The 26,814-nt window shown below is 75.7% G+C and carries 28 protein-coding genes; 9 read left to right on the top strand and 19 right to left on the bottom strand.

What is annotated here, in order from left to right; genetic code table 11:
- The first annotated feature begins 18 nt into the window (after positions 1–18).
- Positions 19–1,041, top strand: a complete 1,023-nt coding sequence (locus EDD39_RS36545) for an aldo/keto reductase (RefSeq protein ID WP_208765778.1) — start codon at positions 19–21, stop codon at positions 1,039–1,041.
- An 87-nt stretch (positions 1,042–1,128) separates the two neighbouring features.
- On the opposite strand, the gene EDD39_RS36540 is transcribed toward EDD39_RS36545, so the two are convergent.
- Positions 1,129–1,950: a DUF4097 domain-containing protein gene (locus EDD39_RS36540; RefSeq protein WP_148089597.1), complete on the bottom strand. Its 822-nt coding sequence runs from the start codon at positions 1,948–1,950 to the stop codon at positions 1,129–1,131.
- Between the two features lie 259 nt (positions 1,951–2,209).
- Positions 2,210–3,469 carry an MFS transporter gene (locus EDD39_RS36535; protein ID WP_123563869.1) on the bottom strand — a complete coding sequence of 420 codons (1,260 nt, stop codon included), beginning with the start codon at positions 3,467–3,469 and terminating at the stop codon, positions 2,210–2,212.
- A 99-nt stretch (positions 3,470–3,568) separates the two neighbouring features.
- Between EDD39_RS36535 and EDD39_RS36530 the strand changes: the two genes are divergently transcribed.
- On the top strand, positions 3,569–4,654 hold the full coding sequence (locus tag EDD39_RS36530) for a DUF5937 family protein (RefSeq protein WP_123563868.1): 1,086 nt from the start codon (positions 3,569–3,571) through the stop codon (positions 4,652–4,654).
- A gap of 169 nt (positions 4,655–4,823) precedes the next feature.
- Here the strand turns inward: EDD39_RS36530 and EDD39_RS36525 are convergent, their stop codons facing one another.
- The 3 genes from EDD39_RS36525 to EDD39_RS41790 are packed head-to-tail and all read right to left on the bottom strand — an operon-like array spanning position 4,824 to position 8,295.
- Positions 4,824–6,164 carry an MFS transporter gene (locus tag EDD39_RS36525; RefSeq protein WP_123563867.1) on the bottom strand — a complete coding sequence of 447 codons (1,341 nt, stop codon included), beginning with the start codon at positions 6,162–6,164 and terminating at the stop codon, positions 4,824–4,826.
- Positions 6,161–7,000: an SDR family NAD(P)-dependent oxidoreductase gene (locus EDD39_RS41795; protein ID WP_123563866.1), complete on the bottom strand. Its 840-nt coding sequence runs from the start codon at positions 6,998–7,000 to the stop codon at positions 6,161–6,163. Before EDD39_RS41795 ends, EDD39_RS36525 begins: the two co-directional genes overlap by 4 nt.
- On the bottom strand, positions 6,997–8,295 hold the full coding sequence (locus tag EDD39_RS41790) for a flavin-containing monooxygenase (RefSeq protein WP_123563865.1): 1,299 nt from the start codon (positions 8,293–8,295) through the stop codon (positions 6,997–6,999). Before EDD39_RS41790 ends, EDD39_RS41795 begins: the two co-directional genes overlap by 4 nt.
- 134 nt (positions 8,296–8,429) lie before the next feature.
- Here EDD39_RS41790 and EDD39_RS36510 point away from each other — a divergent pair, with 134 nt between their 5' ends.
- Together EDD39_RS36510 and EDD39_RS36505 are read left to right on the top strand one after the other, a co-directional pair.
- A complete protein-coding gene (locus EDD39_RS36510) occupies positions 8,430–9,065 on the top strand; it encodes a TetR/AcrR family transcriptional regulator (RefSeq protein WP_123563864.1) in 636 nt (211 codons plus the stop codon).
- Between the two features lie 65 nt (positions 9,066–9,130).
- On the top strand, positions 9,131–9,712 hold the full coding sequence (locus EDD39_RS36505) for a GNAT family N-acetyltransferase (protein WP_123564093.1): 582 nt from the start codon (positions 9,131–9,133) through the stop codon (positions 9,710–9,712).
- Positions 9,713–9,792: 80 nt separating this feature from the next.
- On the opposite strand, the gene EDD39_RS36500 is transcribed toward EDD39_RS36505, so the two are convergent.
- On the bottom strand, positions 9,793–10,206 hold the full coding sequence (locus EDD39_RS36500) for an SRPBCC family protein (protein WP_123563863.1): 414 nt from the start codon (positions 10,204–10,206) through the stop codon (positions 9,793–9,795).
- A 59-nt stretch (positions 10,207–10,265) separates the two neighbouring features.
- Entirely contained in the window at positions 10,266–11,045 is a 780-nt protein-coding gene (locus tag EDD39_RS36495; protein WP_123563862.1) for an NAD(P)H-dependent oxidoreductase, read from the bottom strand.
- 150 nt (positions 11,046–11,195) lie between these two features.
- Here EDD39_RS36495 and EDD39_RS36490 point away from each other — a divergent pair, with 150 nt between their 5' ends.
- Complete coding sequence (locus EDD39_RS36490) at positions 11,196–12,044, top strand: helix-turn-helix transcriptional regulator (protein WP_123563861.1); 849 nt, start codon at positions 11,196–11,198, stop codon at positions 12,042–12,044.
- Between the two features lie 16 nt (positions 12,045–12,060).
- On the opposite strand, the gene EDD39_RS36485 is transcribed toward EDD39_RS36490, so the two are convergent.
- From EDD39_RS36485 to EDD39_RS39155, 8 genes are all read right to left on the bottom strand, one after another.
- Positions 12,061–12,669: a TIGR03086 family metal-binding protein gene (locus EDD39_RS36485; RefSeq protein ID WP_123563860.1), complete on the bottom strand. Its 609-nt coding sequence runs from the start codon at positions 12,667–12,669 to the stop codon at positions 12,061–12,063.
- Positions 12,670–12,801: 132 nt separating this feature from the next.
- Positions 12,802–13,023: a hypothetical protein gene (locus EDD39_RS36480; RefSeq protein ID WP_123563859.1), complete on the bottom strand. Its 222-nt coding sequence runs from the start codon at positions 13,021–13,023 to the stop codon at positions 12,802–12,804.
- 106 nt (positions 13,024–13,129) lie between these two features.
- On the bottom strand, positions 13,130–13,390 hold the full coding sequence (locus EDD39_RS36475) for a hypothetical protein (protein ID WP_030462271.1): 261 nt from the start codon (positions 13,388–13,390) through the stop codon (positions 13,130–13,132).
- Positions 13,387–13,650: a hypothetical protein gene (locus EDD39_RS36470; protein WP_123821258.1), complete on the bottom strand. Its 264-nt coding sequence runs from the start codon at positions 13,648–13,650 to the stop codon at positions 13,387–13,389. The genes EDD39_RS36475 and EDD39_RS36470 overlap by 4 nt, the downstream gene beginning before the upstream one ends.
- 143 nt (positions 13,651–13,793) lie before the next feature.
- The gene (locus EDD39_RS36465) at positions 13,794–14,222 is read right to left on the bottom strand and encodes a VOC family protein (RefSeq protein WP_123563858.1); all 429 of its coding nucleotides are present in this window, start codon (positions 14,220–14,222) and stop codon (positions 13,794–13,796) included.
- A 126-nt stretch (positions 14,223–14,348) separates the two neighbouring features.
- Positions 14,349–14,747: a hypothetical protein gene (locus EDD39_RS36460; RefSeq protein WP_123563857.1), complete on the bottom strand. Its 399-nt coding sequence runs from the start codon at positions 14,745–14,747 to the stop codon at positions 14,349–14,351.
- Between the two features lie 192 nt (positions 14,748–14,939).
- Positions 14,940–15,947 carry an aminoglycoside phosphotransferase family protein gene (locus EDD39_RS36455; protein ID WP_123563856.1) on the bottom strand — a complete coding sequence of 336 codons (1,008 nt, stop codon included), beginning with the start codon at positions 15,945–15,947 and terminating at the stop codon, positions 14,940–14,942.
- Positions 15,948–16,082: 135 nt separating this feature from the next.
- Positions 16,083–17,495 carry a helix-turn-helix domain-containing protein gene (locus EDD39_RS39155; protein ID WP_123821255.1) on the bottom strand — a complete coding sequence of 471 codons (1,413 nt, stop codon included), beginning with the start codon at positions 17,493–17,495 and terminating at the stop codon, positions 16,083–16,085.
- 291 nt (positions 17,496–17,786) lie between these two features.
- Here EDD39_RS39155 and EDD39_RS36445 point away from each other — a divergent pair, with 291 nt between their 5' ends.
- The 3 genes from EDD39_RS36445 (at position 17,787) to EDD39_RS36435 (ending at position 22,399) form a co-directional block, all read left to right on the top strand.
- Positions 17,787–20,978 carry a M28 family peptidase gene (locus tag EDD39_RS36445; protein ID WP_123563855.1) on the top strand — a complete coding sequence of 1,064 codons (3,192 nt, stop codon included), beginning with the start codon at positions 17,787–17,789 and terminating at the stop codon, positions 20,976–20,978.
- Between the two features lie 222 nt (positions 20,979–21,200).
- Positions 21,201–21,944: a signal peptidase I gene (gene lepB, locus EDD39_RS36440; protein ID WP_123563854.1), complete on the top strand. Its 744-nt coding sequence runs from the start codon at positions 21,201–21,203 to the stop codon at positions 21,942–21,944.
- 95 nt (positions 21,945–22,039) lie between these two features.
- Positions 22,040–22,399, top strand: coding sequence for a cupin domain-containing protein (locus EDD39_RS36435; protein ID WP_123563853.1), 360 nt, complete (start codon positions 22,040–22,042; stop codon positions 22,397–22,399).
- On the opposite strand, the gene EDD39_RS36430 is transcribed toward EDD39_RS36435, so the two are convergent.
- Positions 22,345–23,031: an N-acetyltransferase gene (locus EDD39_RS36430; RefSeq protein ID WP_123563852.1), complete on the bottom strand. Its 687-nt coding sequence runs from the start codon at positions 23,029–23,031 to the stop codon at positions 22,345–22,347. The genes EDD39_RS36435 and EDD39_RS36430 overlap by 55 nt on opposite strands.
- Positions 23,032–23,210: 179 nt before the next feature.
- Between EDD39_RS36430 and EDD39_RS36425 the strand changes: the two genes are divergently transcribed.
- A complete protein-coding gene (locus EDD39_RS36425; RefSeq protein WP_123563851.1) occupies positions 23,211–23,792 on the top strand; it encodes a hypothetical protein in 582 nt (193 codons plus the stop codon).
- Between the two features lie 407 nt (positions 23,793–24,199).
- Here the strand turns inward: EDD39_RS36425 and EDD39_RS40045 are convergent, their stop codons facing one another.
- From EDD39_RS40045 to EDD39_RS36410, 3 genes are all read right to left on the bottom strand, one after another.
- Positions 24,200–24,343: a hypothetical protein gene (locus EDD39_RS40045; RefSeq protein ID WP_162870333.1), complete on the bottom strand. Its 144-nt coding sequence runs from the start codon at positions 24,341–24,343 to the stop codon at positions 24,200–24,202.
- Positions 24,344–24,584: 241 nt separating this feature from the next.
- The gene (locus EDD39_RS36415) at positions 24,585–25,820 is read right to left on the bottom strand and encodes an alpha/beta fold hydrolase (RefSeq protein ID WP_244257491.1); all 1,236 of its coding nucleotides are present in this window, start codon (positions 25,818–25,820) and stop codon (positions 24,585–24,587) included.
- A gap of 180 nt (positions 25,821–26,000) precedes the next feature.
- Entirely contained in the window at positions 26,001–26,642 is a 642-nt protein-coding gene (locus EDD39_RS36410) for an HNH endonuclease family protein (RefSeq protein WP_123563849.1), read from the bottom strand.
- Positions 26,643–26,814: the final 172 nt, after the last annotated feature.

Here is a 26,814-nt window from a genome sequence, read left to right as displayed (position 1 = left end):
AACGCCGTCAGCGGCCCCATCCCCTCCACCGTCCCGGACGGCCGCGCCCCGCGCCGGCTCGGGCCGTTCGAGGTCCCGGCCGTCGGACTGGGCTGCATGAACCTCAGCCACGCCTACGGCACCCCGCCGTCCGCCGGTGACGCGGCGAAACTGCTGCTGTCCGCCCTCGACGCGGGCGTCACGCTGTTCGACACGGCCGCGCTGTACGGGTTCGGCGCCAACGAGGAGCTGGTCGGCCGGGTGCTGGGCCCGCACCGGGAGCAGATCGTGCTGGCCTCCAAGTGCGGCATGACGGGCGTGGACGGACGGCGCGTCATCGACGGCCGCCCCGAGACGATCCGGCGCACCGCGGAGCAGTCGCTGGCCCGGCTCGGCACCGACGTGATCGACCTGTACTACCTGCACCGGCTGGACCCGGCCGTCCCGGTCGAGGAGAGCGTGGGCGCGCTGGCGGAGCTGGTCGCGGCGGGCAAGGTCCGCGCCATCGGCCTGTCCGAGGTGTCGGCGGCCACCCTGCGCCGGGCGCACGCGGTGCACCCGGTCGCCGCGCTGCAGAACGAGTACAGCCTGTGGACCCGCAACCCGGAGCGCGGCACCCTGGCGGCGACCCGTGAACTGGGCATCGCGCTGGTCGCGTTCAGCCCGGTCGGGCGCGGCGTGCTGACCGACGCCCCGCCGCGGATGGCCGACCTGCCGCCCGCGGACATCCGGCACGCCATGCCGCGCTTCACCGCCGCGCACTACCCGGCGAACCTGGCGCTGCGCGCCGAACTGGCCGCCCTGGCCGCGCCCGCTGGCCTGACGGTGGCCCAGCTGGCGCTGGCCTGGGTGCTCTCGCGCGGCGGGCACGTGCTCGCCATCCCGGGCACCCGCTCGGTGGAGCACCTGCGCGAGGACGTCGCGGTGCTCGACCTGGACGTCCCCGCCGAGCTGCTGGCGGCGGCCGGTCGGGTGCTGTCCGACGAGACGGTGCACGGCTCGCGCTACGCGCCGGCGCACCTCCCGGAGATCGACACCGAGCGCTGCGGCGCGGCGGGCTGACGGCCCCTCACCTCGTCCGGCGGGGCGCCACGGCCCGGCCCACGGATCGGCCCACCGCTCGGCCCACGGATCGGCCCACCGCTCGGTCTACGGCTCGGCCCGCTGCTCGACGGCGGCGGGCAGCACCGCCACCGAGGCCGAGGTAGTGCGCAGCCGCACCCGGTGGGCGGCGCCCGGCTGTTCGGGCAGGCCGATCCGGACGTCGGCGGAGGACGCATCCGAGTCGAACGCGTAGCCGCCGTCCGGTTGCGGGAGCCGCAGCGCCACCGAGGCGGAGGCGGATTCCACGGTGAGGTCGCCGGGCGGGGCGGCGAAGCCCAGGTCGGCGCTGCCGGAGCGGATCGACACCGTCGCGTGCTGCGGGCGCAGGCCGACGGCGGTGCAGCGGACCGAGGCCAGGGACAGCGCGAGGTCGCCGCGCAGCCCGGACAGCGTGATCTCCCCGGACTCCTGGCGGACCGTCAGCGCGGTGTCCTCGGGGACGGCGAGCCGCAGCAGCCCGCCGCACCGGTCGAACGGCCCGCCGTCCGCGGCGGCGCACCGCACGGGCACGGCGCCGTCGCTCCCGGCCGGGCCGAGGGCGACCGGTCCGGGGTGCCCCGTGCCCTCGGGCAGGTACTCGGCGGTGGCGGCGGTCCCCTGCGCGGCGGTGATCTCCACCCGGCCCGACACGCCGTCCAGCAGCAGCGCCTGCGGGCTGCCCGGCAGGACGTGCGGACCGGCCCCGGTGTCCGTCGTCCCGTCCCGGTCGGCGAGGGCGATGGCGCCGGCCCCGACCAGCACCAGGGCCGCCGCCACCGCGCCCCACCGCCCGGCCCGGTGCCGGGGTCGCGGCGGAGCCGTCGGCGGCGGCGGGCCCACCGGCCGCGGCGGGACGGTCGGGTGCGGTGGCTGCTGCTGCTCGCTCATGCCCGGCCGTGTGCCCGCCCGGGGCCGGTGCATGCCCCGAGCCGCGGGCACCCGGGGGTGCGCCCGTGGCAGGACGTCAGGGCGGCGCCGTGCGCCGGAAGTCGGGTCCCGGGCCCGGTGAGCCCCGCGGACCGCCCTGGCCGTGGCCGGCGGCACGCGGCGGCCCCTGCACGGTGCCCGGACGGTCCCGGTCGCCGGGGGCGGGGGGGCACGGCGTGGTGGTGAACGGGCCGTCCTGCGCGGACGGCAGCGTCACCCGCTACCCGACCGCGGGCCGGCTGCCCGCCCGCGACCTGACCTGCGGCTGAGCCGTCCGGGCACCGGTGCGGTGGACGGCCGCGGCGGCGGCCAGGGTGGCGCCGGCCAGGGCGGGCCAGAGGGCGAGCGGGGCCAGGGCGGTGATGACGGCCGGGGAGAGCGCCAGGCCCAGGCCGGTGGAGAGCTGCAGGCGCGAGAGCGCGCGGCCGAGCCCGCCGGCCGGGGCGAGGGCGGTGACCAGGGGCGTGGCGCTGCCCGCGTAGAGGATCTCGCCGAGGGTGCACGGGATCGTCACCAGCGCGACCGCGAGCGGGCCGAGCGCCGTGGCCGGCAGGAAGGCCAGGTAGCTCGCGGCGAGCACCGCCCCGGACAGCGCCAGCACCCGCGCCCGCGGCCAGCGGGCCGCCGCCCACCCGGTGACCGGCACCTGGAGGGTGACCACCAGCACGGTGTTGGCGACGAACACCGCGGCGGGCCAGGCCGGGGAGGCGTGCAGGACCGTCACCAGCACCAGCGGCACCGCCACTTCGGGCACGTTCAGGCAGAACACGTACACCACGTTGGCCAGCAGCACCGCGCGCAGCCGCCGCGTCCCGCCGTCCGCCGCCGCGCCGGGGGCCCGTTCGGCGTGTCCCGCGGTGACCCGCACCGAGCGGGCCAGGGCGGCGGCGGCCAGGAAGCCCGCGCCGGAGACCGCGGCCAGGGCCCGCAGGGCGGGGGCGCCGCCGGTGAGGCAGACGGTGGCGAGCAGCGCGCCGAGGCCGAGCCCGGCGTTGCGGACGGAGCGGGCGGCGGCGAGCGCGGTGTCCCGCAGGTGGGCCTCGGCGACGGTGGTGACCAGGGCGGCGTGCGCGGCGGGCCAGGCCTGGTTGCCGATGCCGAGGAACAGCGCGGCCAGCGCGAACGGGGCCGCGCGCCCGGTCGGCGCGGCCAGCAGTACGGCCACGCCGACCACCCGCACCAGCATCGCGGCGGCGACGGCGGCGCTGCGGGCGCCCCGGTCCAGCCAGCGGCCGAGCGGCGGCATGCAGGCCAGGCCCGCGACGATCCCGCCGGTCATCGCCAGCCCGGTGGCGGCCGCGTCCAGGTGCAGCACCGAGATGCCGTAGAGCAGCAGGAACGGGCGCAGCAGGCCCGAGCCGAGGGCGTCGACGAGCAGGGCGGCGGCGTAGCGCGGGCCGCCGCCGGCCCGGACGAGGCGGCGGAGCGTCGGACGGGGCGGGCGCAGCGGCGGGGCGGTGGCGGGGGTGGTGGTGGTCATGGCGCCACGGTGCGGGCGGGGCGGCGGGGCGGTCGCGTCGGTTGACGCTTTCCGTCAACCGGCGCCGGTCCGCCGCCCGTGAGCAGCGAGAATACCGGGGTGACCCTGCGCATCGACCTCGCCGGGACGCCGCCGGAGCGGATCCGGTTCGGTGTCTCCCCGCTCGCCGAACTCACCGCGATGCTGCACGTGCTGGCCTCGCCGGAGCACCATCCGCAGCTGGCCGGGTGGGCGGCGGGCGTGTGGGCGGGGCTGCGTCCGGAGCTGGCCGAGCGGCTGCGCGAGGCGGAGTTCCTGTGGCGTTCCTCCCGGGCGGACTTCCTGGTGCCGGCCCGGCCGCGGGCCACCCTGGCGGCCGAGCTGGACGAGGTCGACGCGATCGGCGACGAGCGGTACGCGCACGCGGCGCTGGTCACCACCTGCGGCTCCAACCGGCGGACCTTCGCCGGCCGCTCCCCGCTGCACGACCCGGCGGCCCGGGCGGCCGCGCTGGACCGGGCGCAGGCCCGCGGGCCGGTCCAGGAGGCGTTCGCGGAGCGCCTGCTGGCGGATCCGGCGGCGGTGCGGGCCCGGGTGCGGGAGACCCTGGAGCTGTGCGCGGCGGCGTTCTTCGACGCGGAGTGGCCGGCGCTGGCGGCCCGGCTGGGCCGGGACGTGCGGGACAAGGCCGAGCTGAGGCGCCGTCAGGGGCTGGGCGCGGCCCTGGCCGAGGTGTCGGCGGCGGTCGCCGTCACGCCGGACGGCGGCTCGCTGGTCCTCGACAAGCTGCAGGACTCCACCGCGCAGGCGGGCCCGGCCGGGGTGACCTTCCTGCCCAGCGTGTTCGGCCACCCGCACCTGGTCGCGGTGTACGCCCCCGGCTGGCAGCCGGTGGTGCAGTACCCGGCGGCGGACGGGCGGCGCCCGGCGGCCGTCCCGCTGGAGGCCGTCGGCCTGCGGTTGGAGGCGCTGGCCCATCCGGTGCGGCTGCGCCTGGTCCGCACCCTGGCGCGCGGCCCGCACACCACCGGCGAGCTGGCGCGGGCCTGGGAGCTCACCGCGCCGGAGGTCTCCCGCCACCTCGCCGTGCTGCGCCGGGCCGGCCTGCTGACCGCCCACCGCCGGGGGCGGCACGTGCACCACGTCCTGGACCTGGCCGCGACCGGCACGCTCGGCACCGACCTGCTGGCCGCCGTCCTGCGCTGAAGCGCACGTCCGGGGGCTCGGGGAGCGGCGGGCCCGGGTCTGCGGGCGGTTCACTGCCGTAGTGCGGATCTGCTTCCGGTTCCGTTCGAGGTGCGCGGCAGCACGGGCCTCCGGTGGGCTCCGGCCATCGGCAGCGCGGACCCGCCGTTCCCCGGTCCCCGGTGGTTGCTCACCCGAGCCGCTGTCCCGTGTCCAGGGCGCAGCGGCGTTGGAGGGCCAGGGCGAGGGCCATCAGTGCGGCGGGCAGCAGGGTGAACCCGGTCAGCAGGGCGGTCAGGGCGGTGTCGCTCTGCGGGGCGTGGGCGCCGCCGGTGCTGGAGACGAAGCCGCCGAGGGCGAGGACGGCGGAGTACAGGTAGGGGCCGACGGCGGTGCCGGTGGCCTCGGCGGCGGTCCACACGCCGGTGTAGGCGCCCGCTTCGGCGGTGTCGGCGGCGGCGACGGCGTCCGGGAGCAGCGCGAACGCGAAGAGCTGGAGTCCGGCGAAGGCGGTGCCCATGGCCATCACCACGGCGGCGGTGGCGGCGGTCCGGGCGGGGCCGTCGAGCAGGGCGGCGGCGGGCAGCAGGAGCACCGAGCCGGTGGCGAACCCGGCCTGGGAGATGAGCAGTCCGCGCTGCTTGCCGTTGCCCGCCCGCCGGGACCAGGCCGTCCAGGCGGGGCCGGAGAGCATGGCGGGGGCGAGGAAGAGTCCCATGAACAGGGCGGTGAGCCTTCCGTCCCGGAAGACGTACGCGGTGACGTAGGGCAGGGCGGCCAGGAACAGGTGCGTGGTGGTGCCGGTGAACAGGTAGGACAGCACCAGGGGGCGGAAGTTACGGTCGCGCAGGGCGGTGCGCAGGGCGGCGCGGGTGGAGTGCCCGGCCCGTTCGGCGGGCGCCCTGAACCCGCACTCGGCGGTCAGGCGGCGCACGCCGCGCAGGGCGACGGCGGCGGAGGCGGCCATCGCGGCGGCCAGCAGCAGGGCCATCCGGGTGTAGTCGGTGCGGGTGCCGCCGGAGGAGAGCGCGGGTGCGGCGACCCCGGCGGCGAGCAGGCCCGCCGTCAGCAGGGCCATCCGGAACATGAAGACCCGGGTGCGTTCGTGGTAGCCGACCGCCAGGTCGGAGGGGGTGGTCAGGTAGGGCACCTGGAAGGCGGCGAACAGCAGGTTCCCGGCGGTGAACCAGCCGCCGACCCAGAGCGCGGCGCCCCGGCCGGTCAGGGCGGGCGGGACGCTGAACATCGCGGCCAGCGCGGCGCCGAGCAGCAGTCCGCCGCGCATCATCCGGCGCCGGTGGCCGTCGCGGCGGGCCTGCCGGTCGGAGCGGGAGCCGAGCAACGGGTGGACGACGACGTCGACGGCCTTGGGCAGCAGCAGGGCGGGTCCGGCCAGGGCGGCGCTCACGCCGAGCACGTCGGTGAGGAAGTACAGCAGCAGCAGTCCGGGCACGGTGACCCAGACGCCCATGCCGACCGACCCGGCCGCGTACAGCGTGAGCGCCTTCCGCCCGGCCCGGACCTCCGTCACTTCGTCCCCCTGTTCCGGGCGACCACCCCGGCGGCCGGTTCGGCGCCGTCGAGGGCCCCGGCGGCGGCCCGGGCGTTCAGGGCGCGGGCGACGATCCGGTCGGTGAGGGCGGGCAGGTGGCGGGCCAGGAAGAACTCGACGGCGCCCTTGCGGGTGGTGGTGACGTCGCGGTGCGGGCGGGTGGAGAACGCGGCCCTGCCGATCGCGTCGAGCACGCCCTCCAGCGGCTCGTACACGCTCATGCCCTCCAGCGAGAGCCCGGCGGCCCTGGTGGAGTCGTGGATCGGGCTGCGCACGGCGGACGGGTAGACGCAGCTGACGCCGACGTGGGTGCCGAGTTCGAGGCGCAGCGCGTCGGCGTAGGCGACCATGGCGCGCTTGGAGGCGCCGTAGGCGGCGGCCAGCGGGAGCTGCAGGACGGCCATCCGGGAGGCGACCATGACGACCCGGCCGCGGGCGGCGACCAGGGCGTCGACGCAGGCGGCGGTGGTGCGCCAGGTGCCGAGCAGGTTGATCTCCAGCTGGCGGCGGACCTCGGCGCCGGGGGCGTACTCGGCGGGGGCCGGTCCGCCGGTGCCCGCGTTGTTGACGAGGACGTCGAGGCCGCCGAGGGCCTCCAGGGCCCGGGCGACGGCTCGGCGCACGCTGTCGTCGTCGGTGACGTCGCAGCGCAGCACGGGGAAGGGTTCGTCGCCGGTGGGCCGCAGGTCGAGGCCGTGGACGTGCGCCCCGGCGGCGGTGAGGCGTTCGCCGAGGGCGCGTCCGATGGTGCCGGAGGCGCCGGTGATCAGCACCCGGCGGCCGCGCGGGTCCTGACGGCGGTTGAGTACGGTCACGGGGTCTTCTCCTTCTGCGCGCGGCGGGCGCCGGCCTTGAGTTCGCGGGGGACGGCGGCGACGTACCGGTCGAAGTCGATCCGCATCATCGGCCGCTTGTCGCCCCAGCGCCGGACGGCGGCGGCGTGCGCGCGGCGGACGTGTTCGCGCTGCTGCTCGGCACCGGGGAGGGCGTAGCGGCCGGCGAGGTGGGCGGCGACCAAGCGGCCCTGGGCCTCGACCACGGGGAGGGCGGCGCCGGTGGACTGCATCAGTCCGACGAAGCTCAGCGTGGGGTCGTCGAGGTGGAACACCCTTTGGTAGAGCGGGAGTTGTTCGGGGTCGGGGCCGGTCCAGCGTTCGTCCAGGAAGGGGATCGTGACGCGGTAACCGGTGGCCCAGACGATCACGTCGACCTGGTCGCTGCGCCCGTCGGTGAAGTGCACGCGGGTGCCGTCGAGCCGCTGGATGCCGGGGCGGGCCTCGATCTCGCCGTGGGTGAGGCGGTGCAGGACGGTGTCGCTGATGGTGGGGTGGTTCTGGAACAGGCCGCCGGCGGGGGCGGGCAGCCCGTACCGCTGGGGGGTGCCGACGGCGAGCTTGAGCACGCTCTGCGCGACGGTCTGCCGGAGCCGCCAGGGCAGGACGGCGAGTGCGCCGCCGGTGGCGTCGGCGGGGCGGCCGAACAGGTACTTGGGGACGACGTGGGTGCCGTGCCGGGCGGAGAGCAGCACCGGGCCGTCGGCGGTGTACGAGGCGTCGACGGCGATGTCCATCGCGGAGTTGCCCGTGCCGACGACCAGCACCCGCTTGCCCGTGTAGGCGGCGGCGCCGCGGTGGTCGTGGGCGTGCAGCTGGGTGCCGTCGAAGTCGCCGGGGTAGCCGGGGCTGGGCCACTTCGGGTCCCGGTTGTGGCCGTTGGCGACGACCACGGCGTCGTGGCGTTCGCCGTCGACCCGCCAGCCGTCGGCGTCCCGGACGACCCGCTCGACGTGCGTCCCGAACCTGACCCTCCCGGTGACGCCGAAGCGGTCGGCGTAGTCGGCGAGGTAGCCGGCCACCCGGGCGGCGGACGGGAAGTCCGGCCAGTGCGCGGGCATCGGGAAGTCGGCGAACTCGGTGCGGCCCCTGCTGGTGTTCAGGTGCAGGCTGTCGTACGCCGGGGAGCCCGCGTCGCCGTCGTCGCCCGCCCACAGGCCGCCGACGCGGGTGCCGCGCTCCAGGACGGTGACGTCCAGCCCGTGGTCGAGCAGTGCCTTGGCGGCGGCCAGTCCTGCCGCACCGGCGCCGATCACCGCCACCCTGGTCGAGCCCATGCCGGGTGCTCCTCTCATGGAAAGGCGCTCATTCAATCGAATGATGGAGTCCGGCACAATGGGTGGTGACCTGCTTGTTCCCCGTCCATCACCTGATGGATTTCGTCCGCTCCGGTCCGCTATCCTCAGGGCCCATGAGCGACCTGCCCGAGGACGGCCCCCGCGAACGCATCCTGGCGACCGCCACCCGGCTGTTCGCCGAACGCGGCTACGACGCCACCAGCACCCGGGCGATCGGCGACGCGGTCGGTCTGAACATCGCCACCGTCGCCTACCACGTCGGCGCCAAGCCCGAGCTCTACCGCGAGGTGATGCGCCGCGCCCACCTCGCCCAGCGCCGGGTCGTCACCGAGGCCCTGGTCCGCCTGCACGCCTGCGGCCCCACCCCCGGCGAGACCCGCGCCGCCCTGCTCGCCTTCGTCGACGACTACCTGTCCTTCTGCCTCGGCCACCCCGAGGTGCCCGCCCTGTGGATGCGCCGCTGGCTGGCCGAGGGCGCCGACCACTCCGACATCGAGACCGAGTTCGCCGGCCCGCTGCTCGCCGAGGTCGCCACCGCCGTCCGCGCCGTCCTCGACCGGTCCGGCCTCGGCCCCGGCACCGACGTCGAGATGCTGGTCTTCACCATCGTCTGGACCTCCCACTCCTTCGGCCGGGCCGGCGTCATCGACCCGGACGGCACCCGCCGCGGCCCCCTCGACCTCCCCGTCCTGGACCGCTTCCGCCGCCACCTGCACACCGTGGTCACCGCCGTCGTCGACCACGCCTGACCCCGCGCCGCACCGGACGGGAACCCGGTGGCACCGGACCGCCGGGCCTTGCCATGATGCGGGGCATGCCTCCCCTCGTTCCCCCGGTCGTGCCGCCGGGCAGCCTCAACCGTTGTGCCCAGCCCGTCCTGCCGCTCGACGGCGGCCTGCTGCTGCGGCCCTGGCTCGACACGGACGCCGCGGACGTCGCCCGGGTGTTCCGGGACCCGGCGATCCGGCGCTGGCACCTGCGCGGGGCGGACTCCGACCAGGAGGCGGGCGAGTGGATCGTCCGGTGGCGGCGCGACTGGACGGACGAGAAGGCCGCGCACTGGGCGGTGGCGGGGGCCGACGGCGGGCTGCTCGGGCGGGTCTCCCTGCAGTCCCTGGTGCTCTACGGCGGGCAGGCGGAGATCGCCTACTGGACCGCCCCCGAGGCCCGCGGGCGGGGCGTCTGCTCGCGGGCGGTGGCGCGGGCCTCGCACTGGGCGCTGCACGAAGTGGGCTTCCACCGGATCGAGTTGGGCCACTCCACCGCGAACCCCGCCTCCTGCCGGATCGCCGACAAGAACGGCTACGCCCTGGAGGGCACCCGCCGCAGCGCCCTGCTGCACGCCGACGGCTGGCACGACATGCACCTGCACGCCCGCGTCCGGGAGGAGGACTGAGCGGGCGGCCCCGGGCGTTCAGCGCAGCAGGGCGGACCGGCCTGGCCGTTCAGCGCAGCAGGGCGGGCAGGTCCGGGCGTTCAGCGCAGCAGGGTGCGCAGGGTGCGGCGGAAGAGTAGGCGGCCGCACCAGGCGGTGGGGCGGTCCAGCAGGGCGGGCAGCGGGCCGATCCGCAGGTCCTCGCGCCAGCGGACCACGGCGCCGCCGCGGGGGTGCGGGCGGACCTCGATCTCGGCCCAACCCGTCACCAGCGGGCCGCGTTTGACCAGGCGGCAGATTCCGGGGCGGCCGCCGTCCGGGGGCTCGTGGCGGACCAGGTCCATCACGTCGTCGAAGCCGAACCGGCCCGCTCCCGTCCGGGCCGCCACCGTCCGGCCGTCGGAGCGCACGGTGGTGAACGGGACGCCCGCGCCGTGCCGCGGCCAGTCGGTGACGCGCCGCCAGGCCTCTTCGGCGGACAGCGGGGTGGCCCGGACGGTGCGGAACTCGGTCATCCGGCGATGCTAACCGCGGCGCGGCGCCCCGGGCGGCAGGCCCCGCCGCGGCTCCGGGTTCAGGCCCGGGTGTGCAGGCCGAAGCCGGTGCGGCCGGCCGGTTCGAGGCCCTCCTTGAGGTGCAGGGCGGGGATCTCGTAGTCGCCGAAGTTCTGCCGGCGGAACGGGATCGGCTCGGTGGTCCCCAGGGTGAGCAGGCGCTGCTCCCAGGCCGCGGCGACGGCGGAGTACTGCTCGGGGGTGAGCCGGTCGCCGCCGTAGACCACGAAGGGCGGCAGCACCTCGAGGCCGGGGTAGTGCAGGATGCCGTGCTGGATCGGGAACAGCAGGTCGTCGATCGGGCCGTTGATGCCGCGGGCGGCGTAGTGCGGCGCGGGGCCGCCGACGGTGACCGAGAGCAGGGCCCGGCGCCCGGCCAGGGTGCCCTCGCCGAAGCGCTCGCCGTACTTGGTGTTGCTGTGCTCGCCGACGCCGTACGCGAAGCGGTAGGTGAAGACCCGGTCGACCCAGCCCTTGAGGATGGCGGGCATCGTGTACCACCACAGCGGGAACTGGAGGATGACGGTGTCGGCCCAGAGCAGCTTCTCCTGCTCGGCGCGGACGTCGGCGGTGAGCTCCCCGGCCTCGAAGGCGCGGCCGGAGTCCAGCGGGACCTTCAGCGGGCTGGAGGCGTGCGGGCCGTAGTCGGCGGCGTCGGCGGCGGCCTTCCAGCCCATCGCGTACAGGTCGCTGACCCGCACCTGGTGCCCGGCGGCCTCCAGCACGGACACCGCGTGGTCCTTGAGCGAGCCGTTGAGCGACTTCGGCTCGGGGTGGGCGTGCACGATCAGGGTCTTCATCGGGGTCTCCTCCGGTGCGGCGTTCTTCGACGCCTCCGATCCTGGGCGCCGCGGCGCCCGTTGTTCAGGGGCTCCGCTTCCGTAGGACCGGGCTTCCTGGTACTCGCAGGGCCACCCACGGCGGGCCGCCGCCGGGCGATACTCGGAGGCATGGACGATCTCGCGGGCTTCCTGCGGACCCGGCGCTCCCGGGTCGACCCGGCCGCGGCCGGCATCCCCACCGACAGCCGCCGACGGGTCGAGGGGCTGCGGCGCGAGGAGGTCGCGCACCTGTCCGGGGTGAGCGTCGACTACTACGTGCGCCTGGAGCAGGGGCGGGCCACCCAGCCCTCCGAGCAGGTCCTCGACGCGCTCGCCCGGGTGCTGGGGCTGGACGCGACGGAGCAGGAGCACCTGCACCGGCTGGCCCGGCAGCCCCGGCGCCGCGCCAAGGCCCCGGGCGGCCGGATCCGGCCGGAACTGCTGCGCGTCCTCGACCTGGTCTCCGGCGCACCCGCACTGATCATGGACCACCGGCTGGACGTGCTGGCCTGCAACCGACTCGCCGAACTCCTGTACGGCCGCCCCGCGCAGGGCCTGAACACCGCCCGGCACATCTTCCTGGAGGAGCAGGAGCGCGGCCTCTACGGGGAGTGGGAGAGCTGCACCCGCGACGTGGTCGGGCACCTGCGGCTGGCCGCCGGGAAGTACCCCGACGACCCCCGGCTGGCCTCGCTGATCGGCGAACTGTCGATGGGCAGCGAGCGCTTCCGCCGCCTGTGGGCCCGCGCCGACGTCCGCGCCCGCACCCACGGCCGCAAGTCCTACCGCCACCCCCTGGTCGGGCTGCTCGAACTCCACCAGGAGAACTTCGCCCTCCCCGACGGCTCCGGCGTCGAGCTCCTGGTCCTCTCCGCCACCCCCGGCAGCCCCACCGAGGACAGCCTGCGCCTGCTCGCCGGCCTGGACACCCCCGACCCCCGCCCGGCGCCCCTCCCCCGCCTGCACGAACAGCCCTGAGGCACCCGCCGAACACCTAGCGGGCGTGCGGCGGCGTCCAGTCGGGGTCGCGGCCGAGCAGGCGCAGGGCCTGGTCGAGCGGGTCGGCGGCGGAGTCCCGGGCGGGCAGGGCGGGGGCGAAGGCCGCGCCGGGGCGCTCGCGGGCGGGGCCGGTGGGGACGAAGGCGGCGATCGGGAGGACGGCGGCGGTGAGCTCGGCGTCGAAGTCGGGGCGGATCCCGAGGGCGGCGGCGACGTCCCAGCCGTGGACGACGTAGTCCAGGAAGTGGAAGCCGATCGCCTGCGGTGCGGGGAACGGGCCGCCGTCGCGGACCTCGGGCAGCCAGAAGCCCCGTTCGAGGACGCCCTCCTCGGCGAACGCGGCGGTGACCTCCTCGGCGGAGGCGGCGAAGACGCCCCCGGGGTCGTCCCCGACCGGCCGGTCGGCCCAGTCGGCGAGGTCGCGGCCGCCGCCGCGGGCCGCCGCGGCGAAGCCGTGGTTCTGGCCGGTCATGTGGGCGAGCAACTGCCCGAGCGTCCAGGCACCGCAGGGGGTCGGCAGGTGGAGCATGTCGGCGTCGACCCGGTCGACCAGGGACCGGGTGGTCTTCAGTGCGCGGGCGTCGAGGTCCTGAATGTCCGTCATGGAGCCGATGCTACCCGAGATTTCAGCACGAACGTGCGCACTGCTGTCTTTCGGCGCGCGCGGCGGCGCCCGGGTCGTTTGTCGACTGACCATCAGACGGTCGGGCTGTTAGACCATCGGACTGTCGGTCCGTCAGAGCTTCCGACCATCAGACCGGAAGGGGACGGTCGGCTCGCAGGGCGACGACCGGGCGGGGCGGGGCGGCCGGGTGGCGGCGAGGACGCCGACCAGGACGGCACCGACCGGCAGCGCCAGCAGCACGGCGGGCAGGCCGCGGGCCCCGATCCCGGTGAACGGCGGCGTTCCCACCGAGGTGGCGGCGAACAGCGCGGCGGCGCGGCAGGGCTCGATCACCGTCCCCCGCCGGCGGGCACGCCCCCCGCCCTGCAGGCGTACGCCCGCAGGGGGGTACCGCCGGAAGCGCATCTCAGACGGGGCGTCAGATGTCGTCGCCCATCGGTCAGTTGTCGAAGCCGGGGAGCCAGACCAGGCGCACCACGTCGATGGTGCGCTCGTCGGGGTTGACGAACACCTCGGCGGTGACGGACGGGGCCAGGACGACGTTGCGCAGGTCGCCCCACTCGTCGACGGGGGCGCCGGCCCGGTCGTCGAGCAGCACCAGGGACGCGGTGACCAGCGCGAAGAGGATGTCGTCCGCCTTCGAGATGGCGACCATGGTGTGGGCGGGCTGGTCCTGGAGCCATATCCGCCAACCGCTCACGCGGCGGCTCCCGCCTGCTGCGCCCGGCCGGTGGCCAGGACCTGGGCGACGGCCGCGCGGAAGCCGCTCCGGTCGCCGCCGTAGGCCGCGGACATCGCCCGCAGCCACCACGTGGTGATCACGGCTTCCCGGTCCGCCGGGTCCTCGACGGGACCGAGTTCGTCGTAGAACCTGGCCCGCTCCTCGTAGGTGAGCGCCTGCTCGATGCCGTTGATGCTGCGCGGCACGCGCAACGTCCCGGATTCTGCTGTCGCGGTCATGCCTCTGCCCTCCCGTGCGTGTGCCTCGACGGTACCCCGACCTGCCGGATCCGTCTGCCACTCCCGCCGCCCGACCTCGCCCGACCGCCGGTCCGGGCCGTGGTCCGGGCCGGGCGGGCCGGAGTTGCGAGGGCTACGAGGGGTCAGTCGACGCAGAACTCGTTGCCCTCGATGTCCTGCATCACGATGCACGAGTCGTCGCCGCCGTCGTACAGCAGCTGCACCCGCACCGCGCCGAGCGGGAGGAGCCGGGCGCACTCCGCCTCCAGCGCGGCCAGCCGCTCCTCACCGAGCAGCCCGGTCCCGACCCGGACGTCGAGGTGCACCCGGTTCTTGACGACCTTGCCCTCGGGAACGCGCTGGAAGTACAGCCTGGGCCCGACTCCGGTGGGGTCGGTGCAGGCCGACCACGTGTCGCGCTCGGCGGCCGGGAGCGATTCCTCGTACTGCTCCCAACTGCCGAAGCCCTTGGGCGGGTTCGACTCGTAGCCGAGCACCTCGCACCAGAACCGGGCGAGCCGGCCGGGTTCGGCGCAGTCGAAGGTGACCTGGAATTGTCTGAGCACTGCCATCGGGCCACCCTAACAGCGCCCCGACCGGCCCTCCTCCGAATTACCGCCCGCCTCCCGGCACCCCCTTCCCGCCCCGAACACCGTTGCCGTCCGGGCCGGTTCGGGCCGTCGGCCGGCCCGCCGGGGTCAGGGGCGGTCGTCGCGGGGGCGGGTCCAGGGGTCGTCCTCGTCGTCCTCGTCGGGGCCGTGTTCGGCCTCGTACTGTTCGCGGAGTCCGACGGCCCGCTTCTCGGAGGCTTCGCGTTCCTCGGGTGAGAGGTTCTGGGCCGCGGTGCGCATCTCGTCCAGGCGGGTGCCGATGGCCGACATGTAGCGGTCGGACTGGATCGCCTCGCGCATGCCGATCCGGCCGGTGAGCACCTCGCGGGCCATTTCGCGCAGTTCGGGGCCGATCTTGTCGTTGGTGGCCAGGGTGCGCAGGGCGCGGTGCAGTTCGGCGGCCTGTTCGGGGTTGTCGGCGACGTCCAGCAGTTCGTCGTCGTCGATCTCCCGGCCGCCGAAGTCGTCGTCCCGTCCTGCTGCCATCGTCGCTCCCCCGTCGTCTCGGTGGTCGGCCGGTTCGCGTCCGGGCCGACGTGACGGGGAGATCATATGCCTTTCCCAAGACGAGGTAATGGTCCGGCGCGAGCGGACGGGCGGACGGGCGGACGGGCGGACGGGCGGACGGGCGGACGGGCGGACGGGCGGACGGGCGGGCGGACGGGCGACCGGGCGGGTTCAGCGCAGCAGGGCGGTCCAGTCCGCCAGCGAGCGGAGGACCCGGGGCAGGTCGCGGGCGGTGGCGGTGACCTGGCGCAGTCCGAAGGCGCGCTGTTCGGGGGTGGCGGCGCGGTGGCCGAGGGCCAGCCACAGGCACCAGGCGGTGAACGCGAGTTGGCTGCGCAGCAGGCCCGCGAAGGCGGTGGGGTCGGCGGGTCCGGGCGGGCCGCCGGCGTCCAGGTAGGCGGTGAGCAGCGGGCGGACCGTCCGGGGGTCGGGGGCGACGGTGGGGCCGTTGGAGGGGGTGGCGAACCGGAGGGCCACGTCCACCGCCTCCCACCAGGGGACTTCGAGCCGGGCCGTCTCCCAGTCGATCAGCGCGTAACCGTCGGGGGTGCGCAGCACGTTCGCCCGGGAGGTGTCGCCGTGCACCAGGACGGCGGCGGGGGCGGTGCGCTGCGCGTCGGTGACCAGTGCGGTGGCGTCGGCGACGGCGGGGAGCAGGGCGCGGGCCGGTGCGGCGACGGGGAGTCCGCCCGCTTCGGCCTCGGCCACCCACTGCTGCCACTCGGCGAGGGGGTGGGGTGGTTCGGGGGTGCCGCCGCCGGTGTCCAGCCGGGCGATCCGGGCCAGGGTGCGGCCGACCCAGCCGGCGGCGGCCGGGGCTTCGGGCCCGGCGCCGGGCCCGCGCAGGTCGTGGCCGTCCAGCCAGCCGCTGACCCGGACCACCTCCGGTGCGTCCGGGGCGGGCCGGTGCCAGTAGCCGACGGCGGGGGCCGGGGGTGGGACGGGGGGCGGCATGGCGATGCCCGCGGCGCGGGCGGCCCGTTGCAGGCGGTGCACCCGGCGGGCCTGTTCGTGGTGCCAGTCGCTGTGCAGGCGGCCGGTGCGGACCGTCCACCGCCCCCGGGTGGTGTCGAGTCGCCGGCTGTCGGTCGGGGCGCCCCCGTTGTCCAGCGGGCGCCAGGGGCCCAGCGGGCGGCCCAGCCCGAAGGCGGCGGCGGTCGTGGCGGCGTCGGGTTCCATCCGCCGAGTCTGCGCTCCGGCGCCGTTCCGGCGCACCGGGTTTCCCCGCCCACCGTCACTCCACCCGACGGCCCGCCACCCCGCCCGACGGCCCGTCACTCCGCCCGACGGCCCGTCACTCCGCCTGACGGCGCGTCAGATCGCGGCGCCGAGCCGGGCGGCCGCCTCGGTGGCGGCGGGGCCCCAGCGGTCGGCGCCGGCGGTGAGGCGGTCGCGCAGGCCGCGCAGTTCGTGGCGGACCAGGGCGGGCAGCGGGGCGCCGTCGAGGACGGGGGCGAGGGTGGCGAGGGCGGTGTGCGGGTCGTCGGCGCACAGGTGGCAGTCGGCGGCCCGGACGGTGAGCATGGTGCGGGCGGCGGGCAGTCGGCCGTCGCCGAGCAGGTCGAGGGCGGCGGTGGCGGCGGTCAGTGCGCGATGGGCGAGGCGGGGGTCGGCGGTGGCGGCGGCCAGGTCGCGCAGGGCGGCGGAGGAACCGGATTCGACCCGCAGGCGCAGGGCGGCGGGGGCGAGCCAGGGGACGTGGTCCTCGGTGCCGACGGTGGCGGGCCGGTCGAGGTGCTGGCGGGCGCGGCCGATGTGCCGGACGGTGGCGCGGATGTCGCCGGCCAGGGCGGTGGCGCGGGCCTCGCCGAGGGTGGCGAGGGCGTCGGACCAGGGGCGGCCGGGGGCGGCGCGGCGGATCTCGCGGGCGTAGTCGCCGGCCGCGGCGGGGTCGTCGTCGAGCAGGCCGAGGACGGCCATGTCGCTGAGGGCGGCGGCCTGGGTGGTGGCGTCGCCGGCCAGCGCGGCCCAGCCGAGGGCGCGGTCGAAGCAGGCCATCGCGGTGGCGGGGCGGCCGCCGTGCAGGCGCAGGCTGCCGGCGGCGTGGGAGTACTCGGCGGCGAGCCGGGCCAGTACCCGGCGGTGGCGGGTGGGGGCGTCGGCGAGGCGGGCGACGACGGCGCGCAGGGTGCCTTCGATGACGGTGCCGGGGCCGCGTTCGCCGACCGCGCGTTCGCGCAGGGCCCGTTCGGCGCTGTGGAGTTGGGCGCCGAGGACGGCGGCGAGGGCGTGCACGGTGTCGGTGTCGAGGGGGGCGGCGGGGTCGGCGCAGAACGCGGCGTGCAGGGCGAGGGCGGTGGCGGGCGGCGGGAGGTGGCAGCCGGTGGCGCCGTGCAGCGGGCACTGGACGTCGTGGTCGGGGAGGGTGGCGGGGCAGGGGTCGGCGGGGTCGGCGGCGGGGACGGGGCCGGCGCCGGGGGGCAGCGGGGGGCGCAGCAGGTGCGGGGGGAGGGCGGGGCGGTCGCCTTCGGCGCTCTCGGCGCGGGCGTGGCAGCGGGTGAGTTCGCCGCTGCTGCCGAGGAGTTCGTCGAGCTGCCGGACCAGGCGGGGGGTGGCGCGGCGGGCGCCGTGCTCGAGGCGGCTGACGGCGGTGTGGTCGTAGCCGACGGCGGCGCCGAGTTGGGCCTGGGTCCAGCCGGCGTGGCGGCGCCAGTGGCGCAGCAGGGCGCCGAACTCCTGCCGGCTCCCGCCGTCCGGCAGTTCGACCGGGTTGGGTGCTCCCAGCATGCGCCGACACCTCTCCCGGTTCCGGTTGTGCTCCTGCTACCGAGACCGTACCGGGCGGGGACGGGCCCCGTACATGGTGTGGTCTGTACCTCTTCTTTGCCATCGCCCTTGCTGGGACCCTGCGCGGGGGTGCCCGGAACCCTTGCCGGTGCGGGGTCAATTGCCTTCTAGATCAACGCCTTTGACGGAATTTGCCATCACGTGCCGAGGATTGTCCCGAGCGTTGACCGGGCCATGGCGACGGTGTGAGGGTTCCGGGCACCCCCACATCCGAGGAGCTGAGGAGCTCTGATGAAACGCAGATTGCTGACCGCCGGCACCACCCTGGCCGTGCTGGGCGGCATGCTCGGTGGTTTCGCCGGACAGGCGAACGCCGCGCCTCCCCCCGCCCCACCGGCCCCCACTCCGCTGGCCGCCGCCGTCTCCGCGGCGGACCTGGCGGCGTCGGCCGGGCTGGACGCGCTGGCCAAGGGACCGGACGAGAGCTACGAGCGCCGCGGCGTCACGCAGTTCCTGAACGGCCTGTACTCGGTCTCCTACGAGCGCAGCTACAAGGGCCTGCCGGTGGTCGGCGGCGACGCGGTGGTGCTCGCCGACGGCCAGGGCAAGGTCCGCGCCGTGCAGAACGCCGCGTCCGGCCCGGTCGGCGTGCCGACCAGGGCGAAGGTGAGCGCCGCGGCCGCCGAGCGGACCGCCCGCGGGCAGCTGGCGAGGGTCGACTCGGCCGAGGCCCCGCGCCTGGTGGTGCGGGTCAAGGACGGCACCTCCCGGCTGGCCTGGGAGTCGGTGCTGACCGGTTCGGCCGAGAACCGGCCCAGCCACCTGCACGTGTTCGTGGACGCGGTGACCGGCAAGGTCGCCGACAGCTACGACGACGTGCGGGCCGGCACCATCAACAGCAAGTGGAACGGCCCGGCGGGCCTGACCATCAACACCAGCGGCTCGGCGGGCTCGTACTCGCTGCGCGACTCCACCCGTCCGGGCCTGAGCTGTTCGGACTACTCGACCGGCCAGGTCTTCAGCAAGTCCACCGACTCCTGGGGCACGGGTGCTGCCACCTCCAAGGAGACCGGCTGCGCCGACGCGATGTTCGCGGCGCAGAAGGAGTGGGACATGCTCCGCGACTGGCTGGGCCGCAACGGCCACAACGGCAACGGCGGCAGCTGGCCGGTCAAGGTCGGCCTGAACGACGTCAACGCGTACTGGGACGGCTCGACCATCTCGATCGGCCACAGCCAGTCCAACGAGTGGATCGCCGCGATCGACGTGGTGGGCCACGAGTTCGGCCACGGCATCGACCAGTACACGCCGGGCGGCGCCAACAACGAGGCGGGCCTGGGCGAGGGCACCGGCGACATCATGGGCGCGCTGACCGAGGCGTACGCCAACGAGCCGGCCCCGTACGACTCCCCGGACTACACCGTCGGCGAGATGATCAACCTGGTCGGGCAGGGCCCGATCCGGGTGATGTACAACCCCTCGCAGATCTCCGGCAACCCGAACTGCTACTCCTCCTCGATCCCCAACACCGAGGAGCACGCGGCGGCCGGCCCGCTGAACCACTGGTTCTACCTGCTGGCCGAGGGCTCCAACCCGGGCGGCGGCAAGCCGTCCAGCCCGACCTGCAACTCCTCGTCCGTCACCGGCATCGGCATCCGCGACGCGGGCCGGGTCTTCTACGGCGGCATGCTGCTCAAGACCAGCGGCATGACGTACAAGAGGTACCGGACCGCGACCCTGACCGCGGCCAAGAACCTCGACGCGACCTGCAACTTCTTCAACCGCACCAAGGCCGCCTGGGACGCCGTCAGCGTGCCGGCCCAGACCGGCGACCCGACCTGCACCGCGTCCCCGACCAGCGACTACTCGCTGGCGCTGAACCCGTCCGCGGGCACCGTCCAGGCGGGCGGCTCGACCAGCGCGACCGTCTCCACCGCCGTCACCTCCGGCTCGGCCGCGAACGTCTCGCTGTCGGTGACCGGCGCGCCCGGCGGCACCACCGCGACGGTCTCGCCGTCCACCGTGCAGTCCGGCGGCTCGGCGACGCTGAGCGTCAACGTCGGCGCGAACACCCCGGCGGGCACCTACACCCTGACCGTGACCGGCTCCGGCCCGGCCACCCACACCGCGCAGTACCAGCTGACGGTCGGCGGCGGGGGCAACCCCGGCGGCTCGGCGCCCGACATCGACGTGGCCAAGGTGCAGGCGCACCTGAGCCAGCTGTACACCATCGCGCAGCAGAACGGCGGCAACCGCCGGGCCGGCAGCGCCGGTTACAGCCAGTCGCTGGCGTACGTGAAGGGCAAGCTGCAGGCGGCGGGCTACACCGTCACCGAGCAGACCTGCACCTCCTGCACCTACACCGCCAACAACCTGATCGCCGACTGGCCGGGCGGCCCGTCCGACCAGGTCACCATGTTCGGCGCGCACCTGGACTCGGTCTCGGCCGGCCCGGGCATCAACGACAACGGCTCCGGCTCGGCCGTCCTGCTGGAGAACGCGCTCGCCCTGGCGCAGCAGAACCCGACCATGAGCAAGCACGTCCGGTTCGCCTGGTGGGCCGGTGAGGAGCAGGGCCTGCAGGGCTCGCAGTACTACGTGGGCCAGCTCTCCTCCGCCCAGCGCTCCGCGATCAAGGGCTACTACAACTTCGACATGGTCGGCTCCCCCAACGCCGGCTACTTCATCAACAACGTCAACTCGGCCACCGCCGCGCCGCTCAAGGCGTACTGGGACTCGCTGAACCTCCAGCCGGAGGAGAACGTCGAGGGCCAGGGCCGTTCCGACGACTACTCCTTCCAGCAGGGCGGCATCCCGACCTCCGGCTACGCCGCGGGCGCCGACGCCACCAAGACGGCGGCCCAGGCCGGCAAGTGGGGCGGCACCGCGTACGCGTCCTACGACTCCTGCTACCACTCCGCGTGCGACACCACCTCCAACGTCAACGCGACGGTGCTGAACCGGAACGCCGACGGCGTGGCGTACGCGATCTGGAAGACCTCGGTCGGCGGGACGACCACCCCGGTCAACGACTTCACCCTCGCGGTGAACCCGGCCACCGGCACCGTCCAGGCGGGCTCGGCGGCCACCGCCACCGTCGCCACCTCGACCAGCTCCGGCAGCGCGCAGAGCGTGTCGCTGACCGCGAGCGGCGCCCCGTCCGGCGCCACCGTCTCGTTCAGCCCGTCCTCCGTCACCAGCGGCGGCAGCGCGACCATGACGGTCTCCACCTCCTCCTCCACCCCCGCCGGCACCTACACCGTCACGGTCACCGGCACCGGCCCCTCCGCCACCCACACCACCGGCTACACCCTGGTGGTCAACGGCGGCGGCACCGGCGGCGGCACCTGGGCCGCGGGCGTGGCCTACAACGCGGGCGACGTGGTCACCTACAACGGCGTCAGCTACAAGTGCCTGCAGGCCCACACCTCGCAGAGCACCTGGACGCCCGACGTCGTCCCGGCCCTGTGGCAGCGCCTGTAGCCACCCGGAGCACGTGAACGGCGACAACAGCAGGGCCCAGTGAGACGGGTGTGCCGCGACCGGTTGGGGGACGGGTCGCGGCACACCTGCGTCCCCGGCGGCCCGCCCCCGGGAGGGCGTCACCTTACGCCGGGCACACGTGCGGTGAACGTACGATGGCCGCCGAGCCGACCGCCGCCGACCCCGCCCCGGGACGGCCCGACCGCCCGGGCGGGAGCCGCCGTGACCACCGCAGGCCCCGACCTCGTCCCCGCTGTCCCCGCCCCCGGGCCGGAGAACCGGTTCCGGCGCCGGTTCCGGTTCCGGCGCCGGGTGTTCGGCCCCTCCCGGACCCGGACGGTGCTGGGCTGCGTGGCCGTCGCGCTGCTGCTCTCCCTGCTGATCAAGACCTTCCTGGTGCAGGTGTTCGTGATCCCGTCCGGCTCCATGATGGGCACCCTGCAGAAGGGCGACCGGGTCGCGGTCGACAAGTTCAGCCCCTGGCTCGGCGAGCGGCCGCACCGCGGCGAGGTGGTGGTCTTCGAGGACCCCGGCGGCTGGCTGACCGGGCCGACCGGCTCCGGCGGCGTCCTGCAGGGCGTGCTGAGCCACCTCGGCCTGATGCCCGCCGCCGACGAGAAGGACCTGATCAAACGGGTGATCGGGGTCGGCGGCGACACCGTCGAGTGCAACGCGGGCCAACCGCTGAAGGTCAACGGCACCGCCCTGGACGAGCCCTACCTCTACCCCGGCTCCACCCCCTGCGACGACTTCCCGGTCGGCACCGTCAAGGTCCCGGCGGGCTTCCTGTGGGTGATGGGCGACCACCGCAACGACTCCCGCGACTCCCGCTACCAGCAACTCCACAACCCGGCGGGCGGCTTCGTCCCGGTCGACGACGTCATCGGCCGCGCCCGCGTCCTGCTCTGGCCCGCCGACCGCTGGACCACCCTGCCCGTCCCGGACACCTTCACCCACCTCGGCTGACCCGCCGCCACGCCCCGGCCCGGCGCGCCTCCGCCTCCGCCCGTCCCCCGTCGCGCCTCCCCCCGCACCCCTGCCCCGTGCGAGGATCGGCCGTCATGGAGATCATCGACAGCGGTCACTTCCGCCCCGCCCCGGACGGCTCGCCCCACTACGCGGAGCACCTGAGCGTCCCCGCGCTGAGCTTCGGCACCTACTCCCTGCCCGCGGGCTCCACCGACGACCAGTCCCCCCACCTCCAGGACGAGGTCTACGTCGTCACCCGGGGCCGCGCCCGCTTCACCTCCGGCGCCCGCACCGTCGACGTCGCCCCCGGCACCTCCCTCTTCGTCCCGGCCCGCGAACCGCACCGCTTCCACGACATCACCGAGGACCTGGTCGCCCTGGTCCTCTTCGCCCCCGCCTACAGCGGCGTGCCCGGCCCCGCCGACCCGGACCCCGCCGACGGCCTGGACTGACCGGGGCGCAGCACGACTTCGCTGCCGACGGGGGTGAAGCCGCAGGCCAGGAAGGCCCGCAGGGAGCGGGCGTTGCCGGGGGCGACGGCGGCGAAGACGGGGGTGCCGGCGGGCAGCAGGGTCAGGGCGTCGCGGAGCAGGGAGCGGCCGTGGCCGCGGCTGTCGGGTCGGGTGTCGTGCAGTTCGATACTGAGTTCGTGGCGGCCGGCCAGGCCGTGGGCGAGGGTGACGAGGCCGCGTTCGTCGCCGTGGACGGTGACGTCGGCGCGCTGGTCGCGGGCGAAGCGGACCCGGGGGTGGTCGTCCTGGTCGGTGCGGGTGGGGAGGCGGGGCGGGCCGCCGGTGGCCCGGGCGGTGAGGGTGGCGTCGGTGACGCCGATCCAGCCGCCGGGGCCGGCCAGGTGCAGCAGGAAGCCGGGGGCGAGCGAGCCGCCGTAGCCGTCCGCCCCGGCCGCGGCGACCCGGCGGGCGCCGAGGGCGGTGGCGACGACGGCGTGCCCGGTGAACGCCACCGAGCACTCCAGGCCGCCGGGCAGCGGTGGCAGCACCGTGACCCGGCCGTCCGCGGGCGGGAAGCGGCCGTCGGCGGCGGCCAGGAAGTACGCCAGCAGCGGGTGCGGTGCGCCTGTCACGATCGGAGAGCCCCTCTTCGGTCTTGAGCCTTCAACCTTCAGCCGTGCAGGGACGGTGCGCCCACGGCCTTGTCCGGCGGGTGGTCCGGCGCCGCGTGCTCCTCCCGGTGGTCCTATAGTGCTGGCCCGACCGGCCGGTTCTTCCCCGTCCGGCACCCGACGCCCTGGAGCTGCTCCCGATGGCCGCCACCTGTCCCGCGTGCGCGCTGGCCGACCTCACCGTGCCCGTCCCGGCCGCCCTGCGGGACCGCGAGACCCGGCTGGACCGGCCGACCCGCAAGCTGCTGGCCGTCCCGGACGAACCCGTCGCCAGGAGTCGCACCTCGACCGTCCTGCTCCTGCTCGCGGTGCTCTCGGCGCTGTCGACCCTGGACGCCCTCGTCCTGCTGGTCCGGTCGGAAGCCGGAGGGCCGGTCCACGCCCTGCTCTCCCTCCTCTGCCGGGCCGCGGTCACCGTGGCCCTCTACCGGGCGAGTACGGCACTGCGCCGCGCGGCGGACCGCCGCCACCAGGCCGCGGGCACCTGGCCGGCCACCCGGCAGCAGTGGCGCCCCGTGTACGCGCTCTGGCAGGCGGCCTGGCTGTGCCGGGGCTGCCGGGCGGCCTTCCTCCCCGCGGACCCGCTGCGGCCGGACTTCCCGCCCTCTCCCCCGCTGTCGTTCGAACACTTCCGGACCTGGCTCACCGAAACCGCCCGCCGGACCGAGACGGCCCACCACCCCTCCCCCGCCCCCGAGCAACCCACCGCCCCCGCCGCCTGACGCCGTGTCACGATCCTGCCCGGGCCGGGGCGTTGCGGGCCCCGGACGAGGGTGGCCGCGGGTCGTCGCGGGCCAGACCTCGCCGGTGGCTGCGGGCAGCGGGACGAGGGCGATGTCGGGGTGCGGGCGGCTCCGCGGCAGGTGGGGGCCGTACCGGGTGCAGCGCTCGGCGGGGCCGGTGGCGGTGCGCGGGCGGCGGGCCGGTTCCCGGCCGGGGGGTGCGGCGGTGGGCCGGTGCCCGGTGCCGACGGGGCTGCCGTCGGCGGCCGCGATCAGCTGCGCGGGCGTCACGGCGACCTCCTGTTCGCACCGTTCGTTCCAGCGGCCCCGGTCGTCGACCGGCAGCGGCCCGGAGCGGTCGTGGAGCAGCTCCGCCCAGCTGGCGGGCGCCCGGTCGGGCCCGCCGTTCAGGACTCGGCGGCCAGGGCCCGGTCGACCTGGGCGCGGTCGTAGCCGTGGCGGGCGAGGTCGAAGGCGGCGGGGCGGGGGCGCTGGGCGGGTGGCAGGGCGAGGTGGGCGTCGACCTGGGCGCGGTCGTAGCCGCGGCGCACCAGGTCGAAGGTAGGTCGGCCGGTCGGGGCGGGTGGCTCGGGGAGCGGGTCGCGGACCTCGCGGGGCTGCCACCAGTGCCTGCGCTGCTCGCTCATGTGGTGCTCCCCCGCCGGTTCCGGTGTGGTGCCGTCGTTCCTGCCGAGGATGCTACGCACCGGAACCGGCGGGGGCACCGGCGGTGCGGGCCGCGCCGATCGCGCCCCGACCGCCGTACTGCGCCGGAGGGTTGGCGGAAGGCCCTCACAGCCGGTCGGCGTCGAGCACCGCGCGGACGAATTCGCCGGGCGCTTCCTGCGGCAGGTTGTGGCCGATCCCGTCGATGGTGCGGTGCAGGTAGGGTCCGACGAACCGGTCGCGGTAGGCACGGCTGCTGCCGGGCGCGGTGAACGGGTCGCGGCCCGCGTCGAGCGTGATGGTGGGGACGGTGATCACCGGCCGGGTGGCGAGCCGCCGTTCGTCCGCGTCGTAGCGGCGTTCGCCGTCGGCCAGGCCGAGCCGCCAGCGGTAGTTGTGCAGCACGATCTCCGGGTAGTCGGGGTTGTCGAAGGCGGTGGCGGCGCGGTCGAACACCTCCTCCTCGAACCGCCAGGTCGGCGAGACCGTCTGCCACACCAGCCGGCACAGGTCGCGGCGCAGGCGGCGGTCGTTCAGGGCGCGCCGGCCGCGTTCGGTGGTGAAGTAGTACTGGTACCACCAGGCGTGTTCGGACTCCGCGTCCAGCGGCTCGTCCTGCGCCCGGACGTCGGTGATCAGGTAGCCGCCGATCGACACCAGTGCCCGGACCCGTTCGGGCCGCAGCGCGGCGACGATCGCGGCCGTCCGCGCGCCCCAGCCGAATCCGGCGAGCAGGGCGCGGCTGATCCCGAGCGCGTCCAGCAGTGCGACCAGGTCGTGGGCTACGGCCGCCTGCTGGGCGTTGCGCGGGGTCCGCTCGGAGCGGAACCGGGTGCGGCCGTGGCCGCGCAGGTAGGGCACCACGACCCGGTAGCCGCGCACGGCCAGCAGCGGGGCGGCGTCGGCGAAGCTGTGGATGTCGTAGGGCCAGCCGTGCAGGCAGACCACCACCGGGCCGTCGGACGGGCCGCACTCCGCGTACCCGATGTTCAACTCGCCCGCGGCCACCTGCCGCAGCGTCCACGGCGCCACCAGGCCGTCCGAGAGCACCGACCCGTACGAGGCCGCCCGCGGCTGCACCACGTACCCCGGCGCCGGGTACCCGGGCTCCGGGTACGCCGGGGCCCCGTACCCGGAAGCCCCGTACCCGGAGGGCCCGTACGGCGGCGTCAGGTAGGCCGGTGCCGGGTAGCCGGGCTCCGCGTACCCCGGGGCCGGGTAGCCGGCGGAGTACGGCGGCGCGGGGTACGCGTGCGCCTGCGCCTGGTGCGCCGGTGCGGCGTACGTCCGGCCGCCCGTCGTGGCCGCGAACAGCCCGGTGCCGGCCGCGACCCCCGCCCGGTGGAAGCTCCGCCTGTCCATCCGCCCGCCCTCCGCCCGCACCCGACCACCCGTCGTTTCCGTCAGCAAGCATGCCGGAAAAGGGGTTTGACCAGGACGAAGACGCGCCGATCGGACATTTCGCCATTCGAGGGCACAAATGCCCCAAACCGTCCGCACCGAGACCCCCGCGCGGACGGTCCGGGCCGAACTGTGCGGTCCTCAGCAGCCGTTGAGGACGTTGGTGAGCGCGGTCTTCTCGGCGCTGTCCACGGACAGCTTGTAGTAGTACTTCACCTGCACCCAGGCCCGGACGTAGGTGCAGCGGTAACCCGTCACCGAGGGCAGCCACTCGGCCGGGTCCTTGTCGCTCTTGGCCTGGTTGACGCTGTCGGTGACGGCGATCAGCTGCGGGCGGGTCAGGTCGTTGGCGAACGCCTGGCGCTGCGCGGTGGTCCAGGCGGAGGCGCCGGAGTCCCACGCCTCGGCCAGCGGCACCAGGTGGTCGATGTCCAGGTCGGAGGCGGCGTGCCAGGTGGCGCCGTCGTACGGGGAGAACCAGGTCCCGGAGGTGGCGGCGCAGTTGGCGTCGGTGACCACGCCGGAGCCGTCGCGCTTGAGCACGGTCTCGCGGGTGTTGCAGCTGCCGGAGATGGTGATCCAGTGCGGGAAGAGGTCGCGGCTGTAGCCGGTGCGGTTCTCGGCCTTGACGGTCAGCTGGGCCAGGTAGCCGCGGGCGGTAGCGGCGGAGACCGGGGTGGGCAGCGCGGCCTGGGCGGTGCCGGTGCTCGCGGTGACGGCTCCGGCGGCGAGGACGGCGGTGACCGCGGCGGCGGCGAGACGGCGGAGGGAACGATTCTGCACGGGGGCGCTCCTGGGCTCGGCGAAGGGGCGGGGTGAGGGTGCCGGGCCAGCGTGGCAGCCGGGTGTCTATGCGGGTAGATACCAAGCCGTGAAGATTGCATTGCCGTCATATGGCGGTCCCGACACGCAATGTGCATCTCCGTCACCACCCGGATGCACCTCGCCCCGACCC

Source organism: Kitasatospora cineracea (assembly GCF_003751605.1).
GTDB lineage: Bacteria > Actinomycetota > Actinomycetes > Streptomycetales > Streptomycetaceae > Kitasatospora > Kitasatospora cineracea.
The sequence above is the reverse complement of the archived record's forward strand: the minus strand, read 5'-3'. Positions and strand labels throughout refer to the sequence as shown.

Excerpts from the sequence above, each read along its gene's own strand:
- EDD39_RS36540 (WP_148089597.1), bottom strand. The coding sequence starts at position 1,950 with ATGAGCGAGCAGCAGCAGCCACCGCACCCGACCGTCCCGCCGCGGCCG.
- EDD39_RS36535 (WP_123563869.1), bottom strand. The coding sequence starts at position 3,469 with ATGACCACCACCACCCCCGCCACCGCCCCGCCGCTGCGCCCGCCCCGT.
- EDD39_RS41790 (WP_123563865.1), bottom strand. The coding sequence starts at position 8,295 with ATGGGCTCGACCAGGGTGGCGGTGATCGGCGCCGGTGCGGCAGGACTG.
- EDD39_RS36510 (WP_123563864.1), top strand. The coding sequence starts at position 8,430 with ATGAGCGACCTGCCCGAGGACGGCCCCCGCGAACGCATCCTGGCGACC.
- EDD39_RS36505 (WP_123564093.1), top strand. The coding sequence starts at position 9,131 with ATGCCTCCCCTCGTTCCCCCGGTCGTGCCGCCGGGCAGCCTCAACCGT.
- EDD39_RS36500 (WP_123563863.1), bottom strand. The coding sequence starts at position 10,206 with ATGACCGAGTTCCGCACCGTCCGGGCCACCCCGCTGTCCGCCGAAGAG.
- EDD39_RS36495 (WP_123563862.1), bottom strand. The coding sequence starts at position 11,045 with ATGAAGACCCTGATCGTGCACGCCCACCCCGAGCCGAAGTCGCTCAAC.
- EDD39_RS36490 (WP_123563861.1), top strand. The coding sequence starts at position 11,196 with ATGGACGATCTCGCGGGCTTCCTGCGGACCCGGCGCTCCCGGGTCGAC.
- EDD39_RS36485 (WP_123563860.1), bottom strand. The coding sequence starts at position 12,669 with ATGACGGACATTCAGGACCTCGACGCCCGCGCACTGAAGACCACCCGG.
- EDD39_RS36470 (WP_123821258.1), bottom strand. The coding sequence starts at position 13,650 with ATGACCGCGACAGCAGAATCCGGGACGTTGCGCGTGCCGCGCAGCATC.
- EDD39_RS36465 (WP_123563858.1), bottom strand. The coding sequence starts at position 14,222 with ATGGCAGTGCTCAGACAATTCCAGGTCACCTTCGACTGCGCCGAACCC.
- EDD39_RS36460 (WP_123563857.1), bottom strand. The coding sequence starts at position 14,747 with ATGGCAGCAGGACGGGACGACGACTTCGGCGGCCGGGAGATCGACGAC.
- EDD39_RS36455 (WP_123563856.1), bottom strand. The coding sequence starts at position 15,947 with ATGGAACCCGACGCCGCCACGACCGCCGCCGCCTTCGGGCTGGGCCGC.
- EDD39_RS39155 (WP_123821255.1), bottom strand. The coding sequence starts at position 17,495 with ATGCTGGGAGCACCCAACCCGGTCGAACTGCCGGACGGCGGGAGCCGG.
- EDD39_RS36445 (WP_123563855.1), top strand. The coding sequence starts at position 17,787 with ATGAAACGCAGATTGCTGACCGCCGGCACCACCCTGGCCGTGCTGGGC.
- EDD39_RS36435 (WP_123563853.1), top strand. The coding sequence starts at position 22,040 with ATGGAGATCATCGACAGCGGTCACTTCCGCCCCGCCCCGGACGGCTCG.
- EDD39_RS36425 (WP_123563851.1), top strand. The coding sequence starts at position 23,211 with ATGGCCGCCACCTGTCCCGCGTGCGCGCTGGCCGACCTCACCGTGCCC.
- EDD39_RS36415 (WP_244257491.1), bottom strand. The coding sequence starts at position 25,820 with ATGGACAGGCGGAGCTTCCACCGGGCGGGGGTCGCGGCCGGCACCGGG.